Raw genomic sequence first — 14,735 nt, forward strand, 5'->3', positions numbered from 1 at the left:
AGTGCACCCATGAAGAGCACCATGCAGGAGACCCCGCTGCTCATCTCCACGCTGCTGCGGTTCGGCACCACGGCCTACCCGCGAAGCGAGGTGATCTCGTGGACCGACGACGGGCCACGCACCACGACCTACGCGGAGCTGGGCGAGATGTGCGCGCAGCTCGCGCATGCGTTGCGGGGCTTGGGGATCTCGGGTGACAAGCGGGTCGGCACGTTCATGTGGAACAACGCCGAGCACCTGGCCGCCTATCTCGCCGTCCCGTCGATGGGATCGGTGCTGCACGCGCTCAACATCCGGCTCTTCCCCGAGCAACTCGTCTATGTCACCAACCACGGCGGCAGCGAGGTCGTCATCGTCGACGACACCCTCGCCGAGCCGTTCAGCAAACTGCTGCCGCACCTGCCCGCGGTCAAGCACGTCATCGTCAACGGGACCGTGCCGGATGCGTTGCGGGACAACCTCGCTCAGCATGTGCAGGTCCACGATTGGGCGACCCTGCTTGCCGACCAGCCCACGTCATACGACTGGGTGACGGACATGGACGAGAACGACGCCTCCTCGCTGTGCTACACCTCCGGGACGACCGGCAACCCCAAGGGGGTTGCCTACTCGCACCGCTCCAACTACATCCACGCGCTGGCCGGGGCCGGCACGTTCCACTGGTCGGCCGCCGACAAGCTGCTGGTGGTGGTGCCGCTCTTCCATGCGAATGCCTGGGGATTTCCTTATATCGCAATGCTTTCCGGCTCCAGCCTGGTGATGCCCGGGCGCTACCTGCAGGCCGAGCCCCTGGCCGCGATGATCCAGCAACTGGGGATCAGCGGTGGCGCGGGCGTGCCCACGATCTGGGCCGACCTGCTGCGCTATTTCACCGAGCACGAGGACGCCGACGCCTCGACCGTCAAGCGGCTGATCGTCGGCGGCTCCGCCGCACCGGAGTCGATGATGCGCCGCTATCAGGACGAACTCGGGATCGAGATCATTCACGCGTGGGGTATGACGGAGACCTCGCCGATGGGCTCGGTCGCCATACCTCCGCCGGAGCTGGAAGAGGGCTCCGACGACTACTGGCGGTCCCGCTCGTCGCAGGGTCGCCTGCTGGCGTCCTTCGAGGGGCGCATCATCGGCCCGGACGGCACGGTGCAACCCTCCGACGGGGTCAGCGTCGGTGAGCTGGAGATCCGGGGGCCGTGGATCGCGGCGTCCTATCTCAGCAACGAGGGGGACGCGCAGGCGGACATCGACGATCGCGCCTCCCGGTTCACCGACGACGGGTGGTTCCGCACCGGCGACGTCGGTGCGCTCACCGCCGACCGGTTCCTGAAGCTCACCGATCGGTCGAAGGACGTCATCAAGTCCGGCGGCGAGTGGATCAGCTCGGTCGAGCTGGAGAACCAGATCATGTCCCACCCCGATGTGGTCGAAGCGAGTGTCGTGAACATCCCCGACGAGAAATGGGGCGAACGCCCGCTGGCGACGGTCGTCCTCGCGGAGGGCTCGACGACGACGCCGGCCGATCTGCGAAAACACTTGGCGGACAAGGTCGCTCACTGGCAGCTGCCCGAACGGTGGGCGATCATCGACGAGGTCCCGAAGACCAGCGTCGGAAAGTTCGACAAGAAGCGGCTGCGTGAGCGGTATGCCGCCGGCGACCTGTCGATCGAGCGACCCACCGACGGCTGAGGCACCGGATCGTCCGCCGGAGTGCGGACCACACCGGTTCGTCCCCGGGTGACTCCTTGCGGCATACACTGCGAACAATGGTGTCCACGCGGGGAACTCGGTCGGTCCGGGAACGCGCCCGCACCTCCCGCCCGACGCACCTGGGGTCGCTGATCCTGCTCGCGGTCGGCGTCTTCTTCGCCATCTGCACCGAGATGCTGCCGGTTGGTCTCTTGCCGGATATCGGTGCGGGGCTTGGGGTTTCGGATGCTCGGACCGGCCTGTTGGTGTCCCTGTACGCCGTCCTTGTCGCGCTCGCCTCGGTCCCGATCGCCGGGGTCGCCGAGCGCTGGCCGCGTCGGATCGTGGTCGCCGTGCTGCTGGCCGTGTATGCCGTGAGCAACCTGATCTTCGGCCTGGCGCCGAGCTACCCGGTCGCGATCGTCGCGCGGGCGATCGGTGGGCTGGCGCATGCGGGGTTCTTCTCCGTCGCGATCGCGGCGGCGGTCGCACTGGTCGATGCCGCGCACACGGGGCGGGCGCTGGCCTTCGTGATGATCGGCAATGCGCTGGCGCTGGTGTTCGGCGTGCCGGTGGGAACGCTGCTCGGCGGCGCGTTGGGCTGGCGGTGGGCCTTCTTGGTGCTGGCAGCTGTGCTGGCCGCCCTGGCGGTCGCGGTCTTCCGGGTCCTGCCGGCGCAGCCGCCCCCGCGGGCGACACCGGGCGGGTCGGTGTGGGCGGGCATCCGTCGGCCGGCCGTCATACTCGTGGCCGCCGTGGTGATCCTGCTCGCCCTGGGACACTTCACGCTCTACACCTATGTCACTCCCCTGCTGCTGCACGACGGCATCAGTCACTCCAGCGTCGGCGCGGTCCTGTTCGGTTACGGCTGTGGCGGATTGGCCGGCCTGGCGATCGGCGCCGCGGTCGTCAACCGGTGGTCTTCGGCCGCCCTCGCGGCGGACATCGTGCTCATGGGCGTGTGCCTCGCGGCCGCCGCGTCGATCGCGTCAACCTTCGGCATCGTCACCGTCGTGGTCGTATGGGGTATGGCGTTCGGGGCCTTCCCCACCCTGACGCAGATGGTCATGCTGCGCGCGGCGGGCGATGCCACGGGTGCGGCGACCGCGCTGACCAACGCGACCACCAATGTCGGCATCGCCGGCGGTGCACTGCTCGGATCCCAGTTGCTCGACGTGATGGCCGTGCCGGGTCTGGGCTGGGTCGGCGCCGGGCTCGTCGCGGTGTCCCTCGCGCTCTACGCCACCCGACTCCGGCGAGCCGCGACCTGACCCGGGAAACCGCGGGACCAGACCGACAACCTGTTCGGCCGCTGTGACGTCCTACCGAGTGGAGCACTCATCGAGGGAGTCACATCATGAAGGCATTCGGGGGACGTCCACTGGCGATCGGCGCCGCAGTCGCCATGGCCACGGGAGGTATGTCGCTGGCGATCGCGCAACCATCGCACGCGGCGGGGACGAAGGCGGCCGCAGCGACGTGCACCACGCATCCGGTCATCTACCAGGGCTCTCGGGGCGCCTGCGTGCAACGAGCCCAGCAGTTGCTGATCAAGCACGGCTACTCGGTGGGCTCCTCCGGCGCCGACGGGATCTTCGGGGCCGCGACGACGAGCGCGGTCAAGCGGTTCCAGAGCGCTCGGCACCTGGACGCGACGGGTGTCGTCGACCACCTGAACTGGAAGGCGCTGGAGAGCTTCGGCCCGACGGGTTCGGCCTGCGTCACCAAGAAGTATGGCGAGCTGTCGCAGGCGCAGCGGGTCGGTCAGCTCTTCATGGCCGGGATGCAGCAGAACGATCAGACCTACGTCCATGTGCTGATGAAGTACGACCACGTCGGCAACATCGTCCTGCTCGGCGGCTGGAGCGGCGACGGCACCATCGGCCGGACCACTGATGGGACACAGGGACTGACGTCGACGGCATACACCGGCAACATCCCGATGATGATCGCCGCCGATCAGGAGGGCGGCTACGTCCAACAGCTCACCGGGACCGGTTTCAGCAAGATCCCGACGGCGCTGACCCAGGGCGGCTGGTCGTCGTCCCAGCAGCAGAGCACGGCGGCGACGATCGGGCAGCAGATGCGGGACGTCGGGGTGAACGTGAATCTCGCGCCCGTCACCGACACCGTCCCGCAGTCGCTCGGCACCGGCAACGGACCGATCGGCCACTACTACCGCGAGTACGGCTACACCCCGACGACGGTGGCCCGCGGGGTGACCAACGTAGTCACCGGGCTGAAGTCCCGCGGTGAGATCGCCACCGTGAAGCACTTTCCCGGGCTCGGCCGGATCAAGAACAACACCGACACCTCGAGCACCGGCATCACGGACAGCACGATGACGACGACCGATCCCTACCTGTCGCCCTTCCGGTCGGGGATCAAGGCCGGCGCGGGAATGGTGATGGTCGGGCTCGCGTCATACCCGAAGATCGACTCCGCCAACCAGGCGGTGTTCTCGTCCAAGACCATCACCACGCTGCTGCGCGGATCGCTCGGCTGGAAGGGCGTCGTGGTCAGCGACTCACTGAGTGCCGTTGCGGTGCAACATGTTTCGGTCGGCGACCGAGCGGTGCGGTTTATTGCCGCCGGCGGTGACATCGTGCTGACCGGCGCCCCGCACGACATACCGACGATGGAGGCCGCGGTCCTGGCGAAGATGAAGTCGAGCTCGACGTTCGCCGCGCAGGTCAGCGCGTCGGTGCACCGAGTGCTGACCCTGAAGTCCCAGCACGGGTTGCTCTACTGCTCCTGACGTGACCCTGGCCGGCCGCCCGAGGGCGCGCCCAGGCTCGAGGTCATTACCGTGCGCTCCGGACGTCTCAGCCGGGGAGGCGCACGGCGTTGCCGCTCACCCTGGCGCGATCCGCCAGGGCCAGCACATCGAGCGTGCTCGGGCGTCCCATCTCGACGCCCTGGTTGATGGTCAAACTCTCGCCCTCGGCGAGTTCGCCGATCAAGCGCAGGTATCCCGTGAAGGCCGCTGCCGCGGATCCGGTGGCCGGATCCTCGGCGACACCGCCGTACGGGAAGGGGTCCCGCGCCCGCCATACTCCCGGAGCTTCGGGCGCGATCAGTTGCGTGGTGATCCACTCCCGCAGACGGCACAGTCGCTGCAACTCCGGGAAGTCGTAGTCGAAAGACGCCAGACAGGCGACGTCGCGAACGACCAGCACCGGGTGGTGGTTGCCGGCTGTCCCGATCGCCGGCCGGTATGCCGGATGGAGCACCTCGGGCGACCAGCGCAGCGCCTCGAGCAGCGCGCCGAGTTGCTCCGGTGGCAAGGGCAGGGCGCCGGTCGCCGGACTGTCCAGGCTGCCACGCGGACCGGACTCCGACCGATCCGCGGTGATCCGCACAGCGCCCACCCGGGTCGACAACTCGTAGTCGCCGGGCGCCACGAACTCGGCGAATGCCGCGGCTGTGGCGATCGTCGCGTGTCCGCAGAACGCGACCTCACCCTCCGGGGCGAAGTACCGGATGGAGATCGGTTCGTCCGGTCGGATCACACCCGTGACGAACGCCGACTCGCTGTAACCGACCTCGGCCGCGATCGCCTGCATCTCCTCGGGAGTGAGCGCACTCGCATCCAGGACGACACCGGCGCGGTTGCCGCCGCTGGCCGAAGTGGTGAAGGCGGTGTAGCGCAACAGTTCGGTCGAACGCATGGTGCTCATTCTCCGTGTCCGGGAACCCGGCCGGCCACGGCCAATTCGGATCGAGTGGCCCATTCGCGGGTCGCCTAGGTTGATCGCATGACCGACGAAACCCTTGACTGGCGGGTGCAGGGAAGCGCCGTTGCCGCTGCGTGCCGGCAGTGGTTGCCCGGGCTGATCGGGGTGTACGTGCATGGTTCGGCCGCACTCGGCGGTATGACGGACCGCTCCGATCTCGATGTGCTGGTCATCAGCGAGTCCGCGGCCGGCGTGGACGACCTGGCTCGATCCCTGCTCGCCGAGGTCACGTCCCCGAGGCCGCTCGAACTGTCGGTCGTCGCGAGCGCGGCCGCCGTACAGCCTCGACGACCGTGGCCGTTCCTGCTGCACGTCAACACCGCCGAGGAACGAATTGTCGTGGACGACGGCACCGGTGACCCCGACCTGATCGCGCACTACGCAGTGACCCGTGCAGCCGGAATCGGACTCAGCGGGCCGGAACCGGCCGACGTCATCGGGCGGATCGAACGCAATCAGCTGCTCATGTACCTGCGGGACGAAATGCGGTGGGGACTCGAGCACGGCGACCAGCGGTATGCCGTGCTCAATGCGTGCCGGGCGGTCGCATATGCGCAGACCGGACAGCTCCTCTCCAAGCTCGGCGGTGCAACGTGGTGGACCGACACGCATGGCGCCCGCGGTCTGGTCGAGCAGGCGCGTGCTGCCCAGGTGGCCGGGATCGATCAGGGTCCGGCGACCGACGGCGCCCGGGCGTTCGTGAACGCCTGCATCTCGGAGCTGACCGCACAGTCGCAGTGACCAAAGTGCGTCGTACCGGCGCGTGACCGCCTAACGTTGTCCCTCATGACCGTCGAAGGACCAGAGGCGCCGCGCCGATGATCGAGCGGCACAAGATGTTCAAACCCGCCACCGTCACCGAGCTGGACGGCGGGCCTGAGGCGCGCACCTTCCCTCGCACCGGACCGCGGGCCGTGGACTGGATGGCCGAGGTACCGGACGCCGTGGTGCTGCTGCTGCCGCCCGACGGCGACACCTCTGCTCCGGCGGAGCGCTGGACCGAAGTCACCGCGAGGGGCTTCCGGGAGCGGGTCCGCCTGCTCGCGCGCGGTCTGATCGGACTCGGCCTACGGCCTGGTGAATGTCTGGCGATCATGTGCCGCACCCGCTACGAGTGGACGCTGCTGTCGTGGGCGAGCGCCTATGTCGGGGTTGCCGTCGCACCCATCTACGACACGTCGTCCGCGCTGCAGGTCCAGTGGATCCTCACCGACTCCGAGGCACGACTCTTCGTCGTCGAGACCGTCGAGCTGCGCGCCGCCTCCGGTGTCGACGCGCTCGCGGACGACATACGACCCGAGGTGCTGATCGTCGACGACGGGGCGCTGGATCACATCGAGCAGGCCGCGACGTGGGTCGGCGACGTCACGCTGGACGCGCGTGCCGCCGCGGTCAGCGAGTCGGACCTGCACGGCATCATGTACACCTCCGGCACGACGGGCCAGCCGAAGGGTTGCGAGATCAGCCACGCGGCGTTCCTCTGTGGCACCGACGCGGCGCTGACGACACTGCGGCCCGCGGTCGAGCGCAGCGAACGACCGCTCACCGTGCTGATGCTGCCGCTGGCGCACGTCTTCGGTCGGGCGATCGAGGCGGCGAACCTGCTCGGCCGCTACGTGCTGGTGCACGAGCCCGACATGCAGCATGTGGCGGAGGCCTTCGTCACGCACCGGCCGACGTATGTCGGGTCGGTGCCACGGGTCTTCGAGAAGGTCTACGCGGCCGCGGCCGCGAAGGCCCAGGCGAAGGGCCCGCGGGCGGCCCGCATCTTCGCGGCTGCCGAGGAGACGGCGGTCGCGTTCGCCGAGACACCCGAGCCGGGTCCGGGACTGCGGATGAAGTACGCGATGTACGACCGGCTCGTCTACCGCAAGCTGCGCGACGCGTTCGGCGGCAGGTGCCAGACGATCATCTCGGGCGGCAGTGCGCTGAGCCCGCACCTCAGCCGGTTCTTCGAAGGTGTCGGCTTCGAGATCCTCGAGGGCTACGGGCTCACCGAGGTCGGGATCACCAACGTCAATCCACCGGGCGGGGCACAGATCGGCACCGTCGGTCCGCCGATGCCCGGTGTGCGGATGACGCTCGGCCCGGACGGCGAGGTGCTGATCGAGGCGCCGCAGGCGATGTCCGGCTACCGCGGTGACCCGGAGGCGACCCGGCTGGCGCTGACGACCGACGGCTGGTGCCGCACCGGTGACCTCGGCAGCTTCGAGGGCGGGCACCTGCGGATCATCGGCCGGTCCAAGGACCTCATCGTCACCTCCGGCGGCAAGAACATCGCCCCCGGCGTACTCGAGGACAGCCTGACCCAGCACCCGCTGATCGGACAGGCACTCGTCGTGGGCGACAACCGCCCGTTCGTCGCGGCACTACTGACGCTCGACGCGGAGGGTGCGGCCTTCTGGGCGCGCAACCACGGCATCTTCAACGGTGAGGACCTGCTGATCCACCCCGACGTGCTGGCCGCGATCGGGGAGCAGGTCGCCACCACCAACAAGCTGGTGTCGCGCGCGGAGTCCGTGCGCGAATGGCGCCTGCTCCCGACCGAGTGGACCGTCGAGTCCGGCGACCTGACCCCGACGCTGAAGATGAAGCGCAACGTCATCACCGATCGTGCGGCCGACACCATTCGCGAGATGTATGGCGAGAAGCGGGCCTGACCGCGACGGACCGCCAGGGCCGTGGCGTCGGCTCAGAGTGCGACGATCCCTTCGGCGCCGACCGCGTTCGGGACCACCACGGACCCGGTCCTGATCAGCGACCCGTGTGGCTGGATCCGGAAGGCGTCGACCGTGCCGGTCGCACCCGTCTGGACGTAGAGGTACTGGCCGTCCGACGAGGTTGTCGCGTCGACGGTGCCGGCGTCGGTCGCCGTCAGGCCCCGGCCGGTGAGCCCACCCGAGCGTGCGGTCGTGTAGCGGGACAGGTTGCCGCTGCCGGCATTCGAGGCGAAGACGGCGTCACCCGCAGTGGCGATCCAGCAGGTTGCCGCCTGACCGGTGGCCGCCGAGTCGATCGGCGAGATGGTGCCGCGGCGCGAAACCGCAAAGGTGGCAACGCTGTTCGTCCCCGCTTCGCTCAGCACGAGGTGGCCGCTGCGGTCGAAGGCGAAGCCGAACGGGACGGCGCCGGGCAGGTTCGTCGTGACCGGACGAAGGGACGGTCCGAACAGGCCGACGGGGAACGTCTTGAGAGTGTTGCCGCCGTTCTTGGTCGACACGATCAGGTTGCGGCCGTCCGGCGTGAAGCCGATCTGCCCTGGCGTTGAAGTGAATTCATCAGATTGGCCCGGTGCGGAGGTGTTCAGGTGCAGCGCGCGGTGCCAGGCGGGGATCGGCAACAGGTGGCTGCCGACTCGCAGGTATCCGGAGACCGACCCGCCGTCGCGAGCGTTCAGTACGAAGACGAGATTCCCGTGTGTGGCGACGCTGACCGGGAAGTCTCCACCGGTCGGGACGACCTGCCGGCGTACCAGCCGATCACCCGAGACGCCGTATGCCGTGAGGGTGTTGCTGCCCGCGTTGACGGCATACAGCGAACGGGACGAGCGGTCGTACCCGAGGGACCCCTGGCTGGCCAGGTGATCGACCACTGAGCCCGACAGCACGCCGCCGCGGCCGCCGGTCGGATAGGAGCCGGCCTGGCGCAGGCCACCCGATGCCATGCGGTCGTAGGTGATGACGGTGTTGCCCGCCGGGTCGTCGTTCTGCACGAACACGACGCCGTGGGTGAACCCTGAGCGGTGTGCGGTCGAGGGTGTCGTGGCATTCGCGGGTGCTGCGAATACTGCTGCGGTTGCTACCGATCCGGCGATGGCAAGAACCTTGGGGAAGGACTTCATGGCAGTTCCTTTGTCGTTGGTGAGCGGATGCTCCACTCACGTCGCGGAACCGCAGGCGTCTCACACGACCGCGTGATCCCGGCGACCTGTCGAGCGTCGTCCTCCGCCCGTCGTCGCAGGATCGTTCTTACAGAACCGTTCGTTTCCTGAAGGGGACGTGGGCACTGGGATCAGACGCTGAACGACCATGTCGTCACACGCCGGTCACCATGCAGGTAAGCGATGGCGGGCGCCCGTAACGGCTCGTAGGGCAACCGGGCGAGCGCCGCAATGGCGGCCGGCACCGGGAACCACCGAACTTCTTCGATGAGCTCGTCCGGATCGTCTGACTGCAGACTCGAATCAGCGACACGGACAACGTAATTCCACGCAAGGGTGCTGCCGCGAGCAGAGTTGGTGATCACCGTCGACACCAGCTCGAGATCCTCGATTGCTGCGTGAATGCCGGTCTCCTCACGCAGCTCACGGACAGCGCCGTGCTCGGGTGACTCGTCCACCTCAACCGCGCCGCTCGGCACGTTCCAGTAACTGCCGCCCCACGTGGGATAGGACTCGCGAACCAGGGCGACGCTCTCGCCATACAGCGCGAGCACGCCGACGTATCTGTTCCCCATGCAACGACGGTATGTCGACGCCGGCCCACCCACGCGATTCCAGATCGATCGCACGTCGGATGCGACGGGCGATCAGTATCCGAACTTATCGAAATATGTTCGAGGAATTGCTAGTCGTTGTCAGTGCCTTCCGGTAGATTGTGAATAGGTGAAAAAGCAAGCAGGGGAAGGGGATTCACGTCATGAGCATCACCCAGCCTGCGATGTACGACATCCCCGCCGAGCCCGGGCGTGGAATGGAATTGTTGGCCGCCGCGCAGACCTTTGTGGCGTTGCTCGATGAAGTCCCTGGTGCGATCCATCAGCTGGGTGACGACCAGGAAAGCGAACTGGTCTCGGTGTTACTGCGGCTGCACGGGCGGACAGCCCAAGTGACGACAGTCGTGACCGCGGATGCGGTTGATCGAGGCGCCGTCGACCGGTCCGATGCTGCGACCACCGGCCAGTGGTTGCTGAATCACGTAGCCGTGGAAGTGCCGGTCGAGCCGAAGACACTGCGAGTCATGGCGGCCGTGGCCGATGCCTGCCGAGAGCGGAAGAACGCGGTCATCGCGGCCGCGTTGAGCGATGGAACGTGCTCGGTCGAATCTGCCCGCACCGCGTTGACCCAGGCGGACAAGGTCGCACCCGTCATACCCACCGCTGAGCGCGACGAAGTGCTCGGCTGGTTCCTGCAAGTCGACCCGGCGCTCGGTGCGGCCGGGCTGACCCAGCTGACCCGGCGGATCATCGACCGATTCAACCCGGACCGGCTCGCCCACGATGACGACAAACTCGAACAGACCGAATCCCTGAACTGGTCCATGACACCGACCGGGATGACCCGACTCGTCGCAGAACTGGCACCGGGCAACGCGGCCATCCTCAAAGCAGCCATCACCGCGAAGTCCGCACCACGACCCGCGGAACCCGGTGAGGGTGTCGACGATTCGGCCTCTGAACCGGTGCGCGACGAACGCTCCCCCGGCAAACGCCGCGTCGACGCCCTCATGGACCTCATCGGCGCCGGCGCACGCGTCGCTGCCGGTGACGGAGTCCAAGCCGGCGCAGCCACCGTGCTGTTGACGATGGGTTTGCAGGAACTGCTGGACGGTCACGGCGCCACCACCACCGACGGTGACGTCATCGACGCAGGAGCCGCCCGCCGCCTCGCCTGCTCGGCCGATCTCATCCCCGTCGTCCTCGGCGGACCCAGCCAACCCCTCGACGTCGGCAGGCGAGAACGCCTAGCCACCAAAGCAATCCGAGCCGGAGCAATCCTGCGCGACCAAGGCTGTTCCTTCCCCGGCTGCGACCGACCACCCGGCTTCTGCGAAGTCCACCACATCAACCCCTGGTGGGCAGGCGGACCAACATCCCTCATCAACTCCGCACTGCTCTGCGGACGGCATCACCAGATCGTCCACCGCAACGGCTACACCGCGCTGGTCCGTCCCGACGGCGTGCACTGGGACCTGACACCCGGCCGCATGCCAGGCCACCAGAGCGTCGCAGCCTGAACGCAACCCTGGGCGGACGCGGCGCTCAGCAGTCGCAGGAGAAGCAGGCGGCCCGAACGTGTCCGCCTCCGCCGAGGCGGCGTAGCCACGCCGGTGCACCGTCGAGTGCCAACGCCTCGACGCCTGCATGGTTCGCCTCCTGCGCACGATGGTGCTCGCGCAAAGGTCCGCGGCCTATCGTCGGTTGTATGACGAGTCAGCCGGAACGTGGCCTGGTCGTGGTCGCCGAGGACGAGGCGCCGATCGCCGACATCATCCGACGCCACCTCGAGCGTGCCGGGTATGCCGTTCATCACGAATCCGATGGCATCGCAGCAGAATCCGCGATCCGTGAGCTACGGCCGGTGGCGGTCGTGCTCGACATAGGGCTGCCGGGACGCGACGGCATCGAGGTATGCCGCAGGCTCAGAGGCGAGGACAACTGGGTGCCCGTGCTCTTCCTCAGCGCCCGCGACGACGAGGTCGACCGGATCGTCGGGATCGAGCTCGGGGCGGACGACTATCTGACCAAACCCTTCTCCCCCCGAGAGCTCGTAGCCCGCATCGGCGGCGTCCTACGCCGCACTCGACAGGGTGAGCCGACGACCACGATGCTCTCCGCGGGCAACGTGCGGCTCGACGAGAAATCCCGGCGCTCATACGTCGGCGACCACGAATTAGAGCTGACCGCAACGGAATTCGACCTCCTTGCCTTTCTGATGCGCCATCCGGCACAGGTCTTCAGTCGCTCCCAGCTGCTGGACCACGTCTGGGGGTATGGCGAGGGCGTCACCAGCCGAACCGTCGACGTCTACATCGCCCAGCTACGCGCGAAGTTGGGCGATGCTCGACTACTCCGCACCGTGCGCGGCGTCGGCTACTCGATCGAGAAGGACCCGCAATGACGTCCCATCCTCGCCCTCGCACCAAGTCCGGCGGATCTCTCTACGGACGGATCCTCCTACTCGCCGCTGCCATCGGCCTCGTCACCGCCGCCGTCGCGGGAGTCCTCACCGCAAGCCTGGTGCGCGCGAACGAGCAGGACCGGGCACGGCACACCTTGTCCCGACTGGCCGACTCCGCAGCCGCAAGCGCGGACCTGGCGGTGAATCCGAGAACCGGCGAGCGCCGGGCGGTCCAAACCCTGAAAGCCCTACGAGTGCAATCGGTTTCGGTGTCCAGGGCGGGCGCCACCAGTTCGACGAGTGGCAGACTCGCGGCCGCCGTACAACCCGCCGACATACGGCGCCTGCTCGACGGCCACAAGGTTGCCGCCACTCGTGACGTCGATGGCACCACCGTCCTCGTGCAGGGCAGACCCACTCGTGCGGGTGGCGTCGTGCTCCTCCAACGTCAGAACGACGCCGTCGGGACGGTGACTACTGTGATTTGGCGAACCCTGATCGCCTTCGCGATCGCCTTCGTGATCGCTGCCGTGATCGCCCTGATCTTCGCCTGGCGCATCGTGCGCCCGCTGCGGCGGACGGCGGCTGCGGCACATGCACTCGCCCACGGTGAGCGCGCCGTCACGGTGACGGCCGGCGGACCCGCCGAGGTCGCCGAGATCGCGGACGGGATCAACTCCCTCGCCGATTCACTGGCCCGATCCGAAGCCAGACAAAGGGATTTCGTGCTTTCGGTCTCTCACGATCTGCGTACGCCACTGACCACCATTCGCGGATACGCGGAGTCGCTGGCCGATGGCGTGATCCCGGCCCACGAGGTACCGACCGTCGGCGCGACCGTCCTCGCCGAGTCACTGCGGCTGCACCGGATGGTGGACGACCTGCTCGATCTCGGCCGGCTCGATGCCGGCGAACTGAGGACGCGGTTCGACGCCACTGATCTCACAGCGCTGGTGACCGACATCGCCGCCGTATGGCGCGACCGCGCCGCGTCGGAGGGACTGTCGCTACGACTGACGGCAATGCCGGTCGCCCCGGTCCGCACCGACGCAGCGCGGTTGCGTCAGGCCCTGGAGGGCCTACTGGACAACGCCGTCCGTGCCGCTCCCCCGGATGCGCTGGTCGTTCTCGACCTGCGCACGGAGCGTGGCGTCGTCATTCTCGAGGTCCGTGACAGCGGCCCCGGCCTGACCGACGCGGACCTCCCGGTCGCCTTCCAGCGCGGCGTCCTGCACGACCGCTATCGCAATGACCGCCCGGTGGGCAACGGCCTCGGCCTCGCGATCGTGCACGGCATCGTCACCGCGCTCGGTGGCCGGATAGAAGCGGGCCACGCGCCCGAGGGCGGGGCCCGCTTCACGATCCGGCTGCCACTGTCCGGTGGACCCGGAGATCAGCCGGCCGACGAGTCCGAGGACGTGTCCGGCTGAGACTTCTTCGGCACCCAGAAGTGCACCGAGCCGGCCGTGGGCTTGTCGGCGGGCCCCGTCCCGACGACCGTTGCCATCAGGCCGGGGCGCACCTTCGAGATCGACGAATTCGCACCCTTGGTCTTGTCCGCGCGGTCGTGGACCTTCGTCGACTTCGCGTCGATCCGGTAGGTCTGGGTGAATCCGTCCGCCGCCTTCACCGTGATCGAGGACGACGACGCGGAGGTCACCGTCCCGCGGATCTTGTCGTGGGTGATGAATTTGTGGTCGACCTTCTTGCCGCCACGAGTCACCCAGGTCGCGTGCGCGGCACGGGCCAGCGGTCGCTGGTGACGCTCCTGCTTCGCGGTCGTGCCGTGCGTCGTACTCGGTGCGCCACTGTCCTGCGCCAGGCTCCCGGTCGCGTATGCCGCGGTGCCCGCTCCGAGCAGCACCGTCGCCGATGCCACGCCTGCTGTGATGATCGAACGCTTCTTCATGGGTCGTTTCTCCTTCTCGGATCGTGACGACTCGAGGGCTCGGCCCCGATGACACTTCCCACCCTGAACCGGGCGCGTTTGCCCGTTGCGAGGTTCGTGTCAGAGTTTTGTAAGCGTTCCGTCGCACGCGAGCTACGGCTGTGCTGCCTTGAGCTGTGGCCAGTCGGTGGCCGTGGTGCCTTCACGGACATAGACGCCGTGCCAATGCGTTCGAACCACCGTGATGGCAACCCGCGGATCCACCCCACGGATCTCGTGCACGTCGACGTGGTCCACCGGGTCGAGGTCACATCCGACGACATCTCCGCCGCCCAACGGCTGATCCTCCGCCGGCACCGACTGTTTCGTCTGGTTGTTGAGGCGAAAAACGTTGTCCCGGAAGTGGATCCGAGCGTTGCAGTCGCCGTCGAGCGGGCCGGGTGGCTCCGAGCCACATCCGGCGAGAAGCAGCGCCGCGGCCGCCAGTGCGCCACCACCGAGGCGAGCTCGAGTCGTCATACAGCTCAGTGTCGACCCACGAGGGTCGTGTCCGCCGCGTCCGTCACCGAATCGCAACGTCGGACGCGAC

Annotated in this window: 13 protein-coding genes; 8 read left to right on the plus strand and 5 right to left on the minus strand. The window is 67.9% G+C overall.

Going from position 1 to position 14,735, the window contains the following annotated elements:
* Positions 1-9 precede the first annotated feature (9 nt).
* The 3 genes from ACZ50J_RS21145 (at position 10) to ACZ50J_RS21155 (ending at position 4,441) form a co-directional block, all read left to right on the plus strand.
* Positions 10-1,683, plus strand: coding sequence for a long-chain fatty acid--CoA ligase (locus ACZ50J_RS21145; RefSeq protein ID WP_464299128.1), 1,674 nt, complete (start codon positions 10-12; stop codon positions 1,681-1,683).
* Positions 1,684-1,760: 77 nt separating this feature from the next.
* Entirely contained in the window at positions 1,761-2,954 is a 1,194-nt protein-coding gene (locus ACZ50J_RS21150) for an MFS transporter (RefSeq protein ID WP_464299129.1), read from the plus strand.
* A gap of 86 nt (positions 2,955-3,040) precedes the next feature.
* Complete coding sequence (locus ACZ50J_RS21155; protein WP_464299130.1) at positions 3,041-4,441, plus strand: glycoside hydrolase family 3 N-terminal domain-containing protein; 1,401 nt, start codon at positions 3,041-3,043, stop codon at positions 4,439-4,441.
* 67 nt (positions 4,442-4,508) lie between these two features.
* Here ACZ50J_RS21155 and ACZ50J_RS21160 read toward each other — a convergent pair whose 3' ends face one another.
* Positions 4,509-5,354 carry a PhzF family phenazine biosynthesis protein gene (locus ACZ50J_RS21160; RefSeq protein WP_464299131.1) on the minus strand — a complete coding sequence of 282 codons (846 nt, stop codon included), beginning with the start codon at positions 5,352-5,354 and terminating at the stop codon, positions 4,509-4,511.
* A gap of 87 nt (positions 5,355-5,441) precedes the next feature.
* Between ACZ50J_RS21160 and ACZ50J_RS21165 the strand changes: the two genes are divergently transcribed.
* Complete coding sequence (locus ACZ50J_RS21165; RefSeq protein WP_464299132.1) at positions 5,442-6,161, plus strand: nucleotidyltransferase domain-containing protein; 720 nt, start codon at positions 5,442-5,444, stop codon at positions 6,159-6,161.
* A 77-nt stretch (positions 6,162-6,238) separates the two neighbouring features.
* Complete coding sequence (locus ACZ50J_RS21170) at positions 6,239-8,080, plus strand: AMP-dependent synthetase/ligase (RefSeq protein WP_464299133.1); 1,842 nt, start codon at positions 6,239-6,241, stop codon at positions 8,078-8,080.
* A gap of 32 nt (positions 8,081-8,112) precedes the next feature.
* Here ACZ50J_RS21170 and ACZ50J_RS21175 read toward each other — a convergent pair whose 3' ends face one another.
* Complete coding sequence (locus ACZ50J_RS21175; RefSeq protein WP_464299134.1) at positions 8,113-9,261, minus strand: lactonase family protein; 1,149 nt, start codon at positions 9,259-9,261, stop codon at positions 8,113-8,115.
* Positions 9,262-9,431: 170 nt separating this feature from the next.
* The gene (locus tag ACZ50J_RS21180; RefSeq protein WP_464299135.1) at positions 9,432-9,875 is read right to left on the minus strand and encodes an NUDIX hydrolase; all 444 of its coding nucleotides are present in this window, start codon (positions 9,873-9,875) and stop codon (positions 9,432-9,434) included.
* Between the two features lie 182 nt (positions 9,876-10,057).
* On the opposite strand from ACZ50J_RS21180, the gene ACZ50J_RS21185 reads away from it, so the two are divergent.
* The 3 genes from ACZ50J_RS21185 (at position 10,058) to ACZ50J_RS21195 (ending at position 13,688) form a co-directional block, all read left to right on the plus strand.
* Positions 10,058-11,374: an HNH endonuclease signature motif containing protein gene (locus tag ACZ50J_RS21185; RefSeq protein ID WP_464299136.1), complete on the plus strand. Its 1,317-nt coding sequence runs from the start codon at positions 10,058-10,060 to the stop codon at positions 11,372-11,374.
* A 188-nt stretch (positions 11,375-11,562) separates the two neighbouring features.
* Entirely contained in the window at positions 11,563-12,258 is a 696-nt protein-coding gene (locus ACZ50J_RS21190; RefSeq protein ID WP_464299137.1) for a response regulator transcription factor, read from the plus strand.
* Positions 12,255-13,688: a sensor histidine kinase gene (locus ACZ50J_RS21195; protein ID WP_464299138.1), complete on the plus strand. Its 1,434-nt coding sequence runs from the start codon at positions 12,255-12,257 to the stop codon at positions 13,686-13,688. Before ACZ50J_RS21190 ends, ACZ50J_RS21195 begins: the two co-directional genes overlap by 4 nt.
* Here ACZ50J_RS21195 and ACZ50J_RS21200 read toward each other — a convergent pair.
* Positions 13,652-14,167: a hypothetical protein gene (locus ACZ50J_RS21200; protein WP_464299139.1), complete on the minus strand. Its 516-nt coding sequence runs from the start codon at positions 14,165-14,167 to the stop codon at positions 13,652-13,654. The two genes, ACZ50J_RS21195 and ACZ50J_RS21200, sit on opposite strands and share 37 nt — an antisense overlap.
* A gap of 132 nt (positions 14,168-14,299) precedes the next feature.
* Positions 14,300-14,665, minus strand: coding sequence for a hypothetical protein (locus ACZ50J_RS21205; protein WP_464299140.1), 366 nt, complete (start codon positions 14,663-14,665; stop codon positions 14,300-14,302).
* Positions 14,666-14,735 lie beyond the last annotated feature (70 nt).

The organism is Flexivirga sp. G2 (assembly GCF_055397625.1).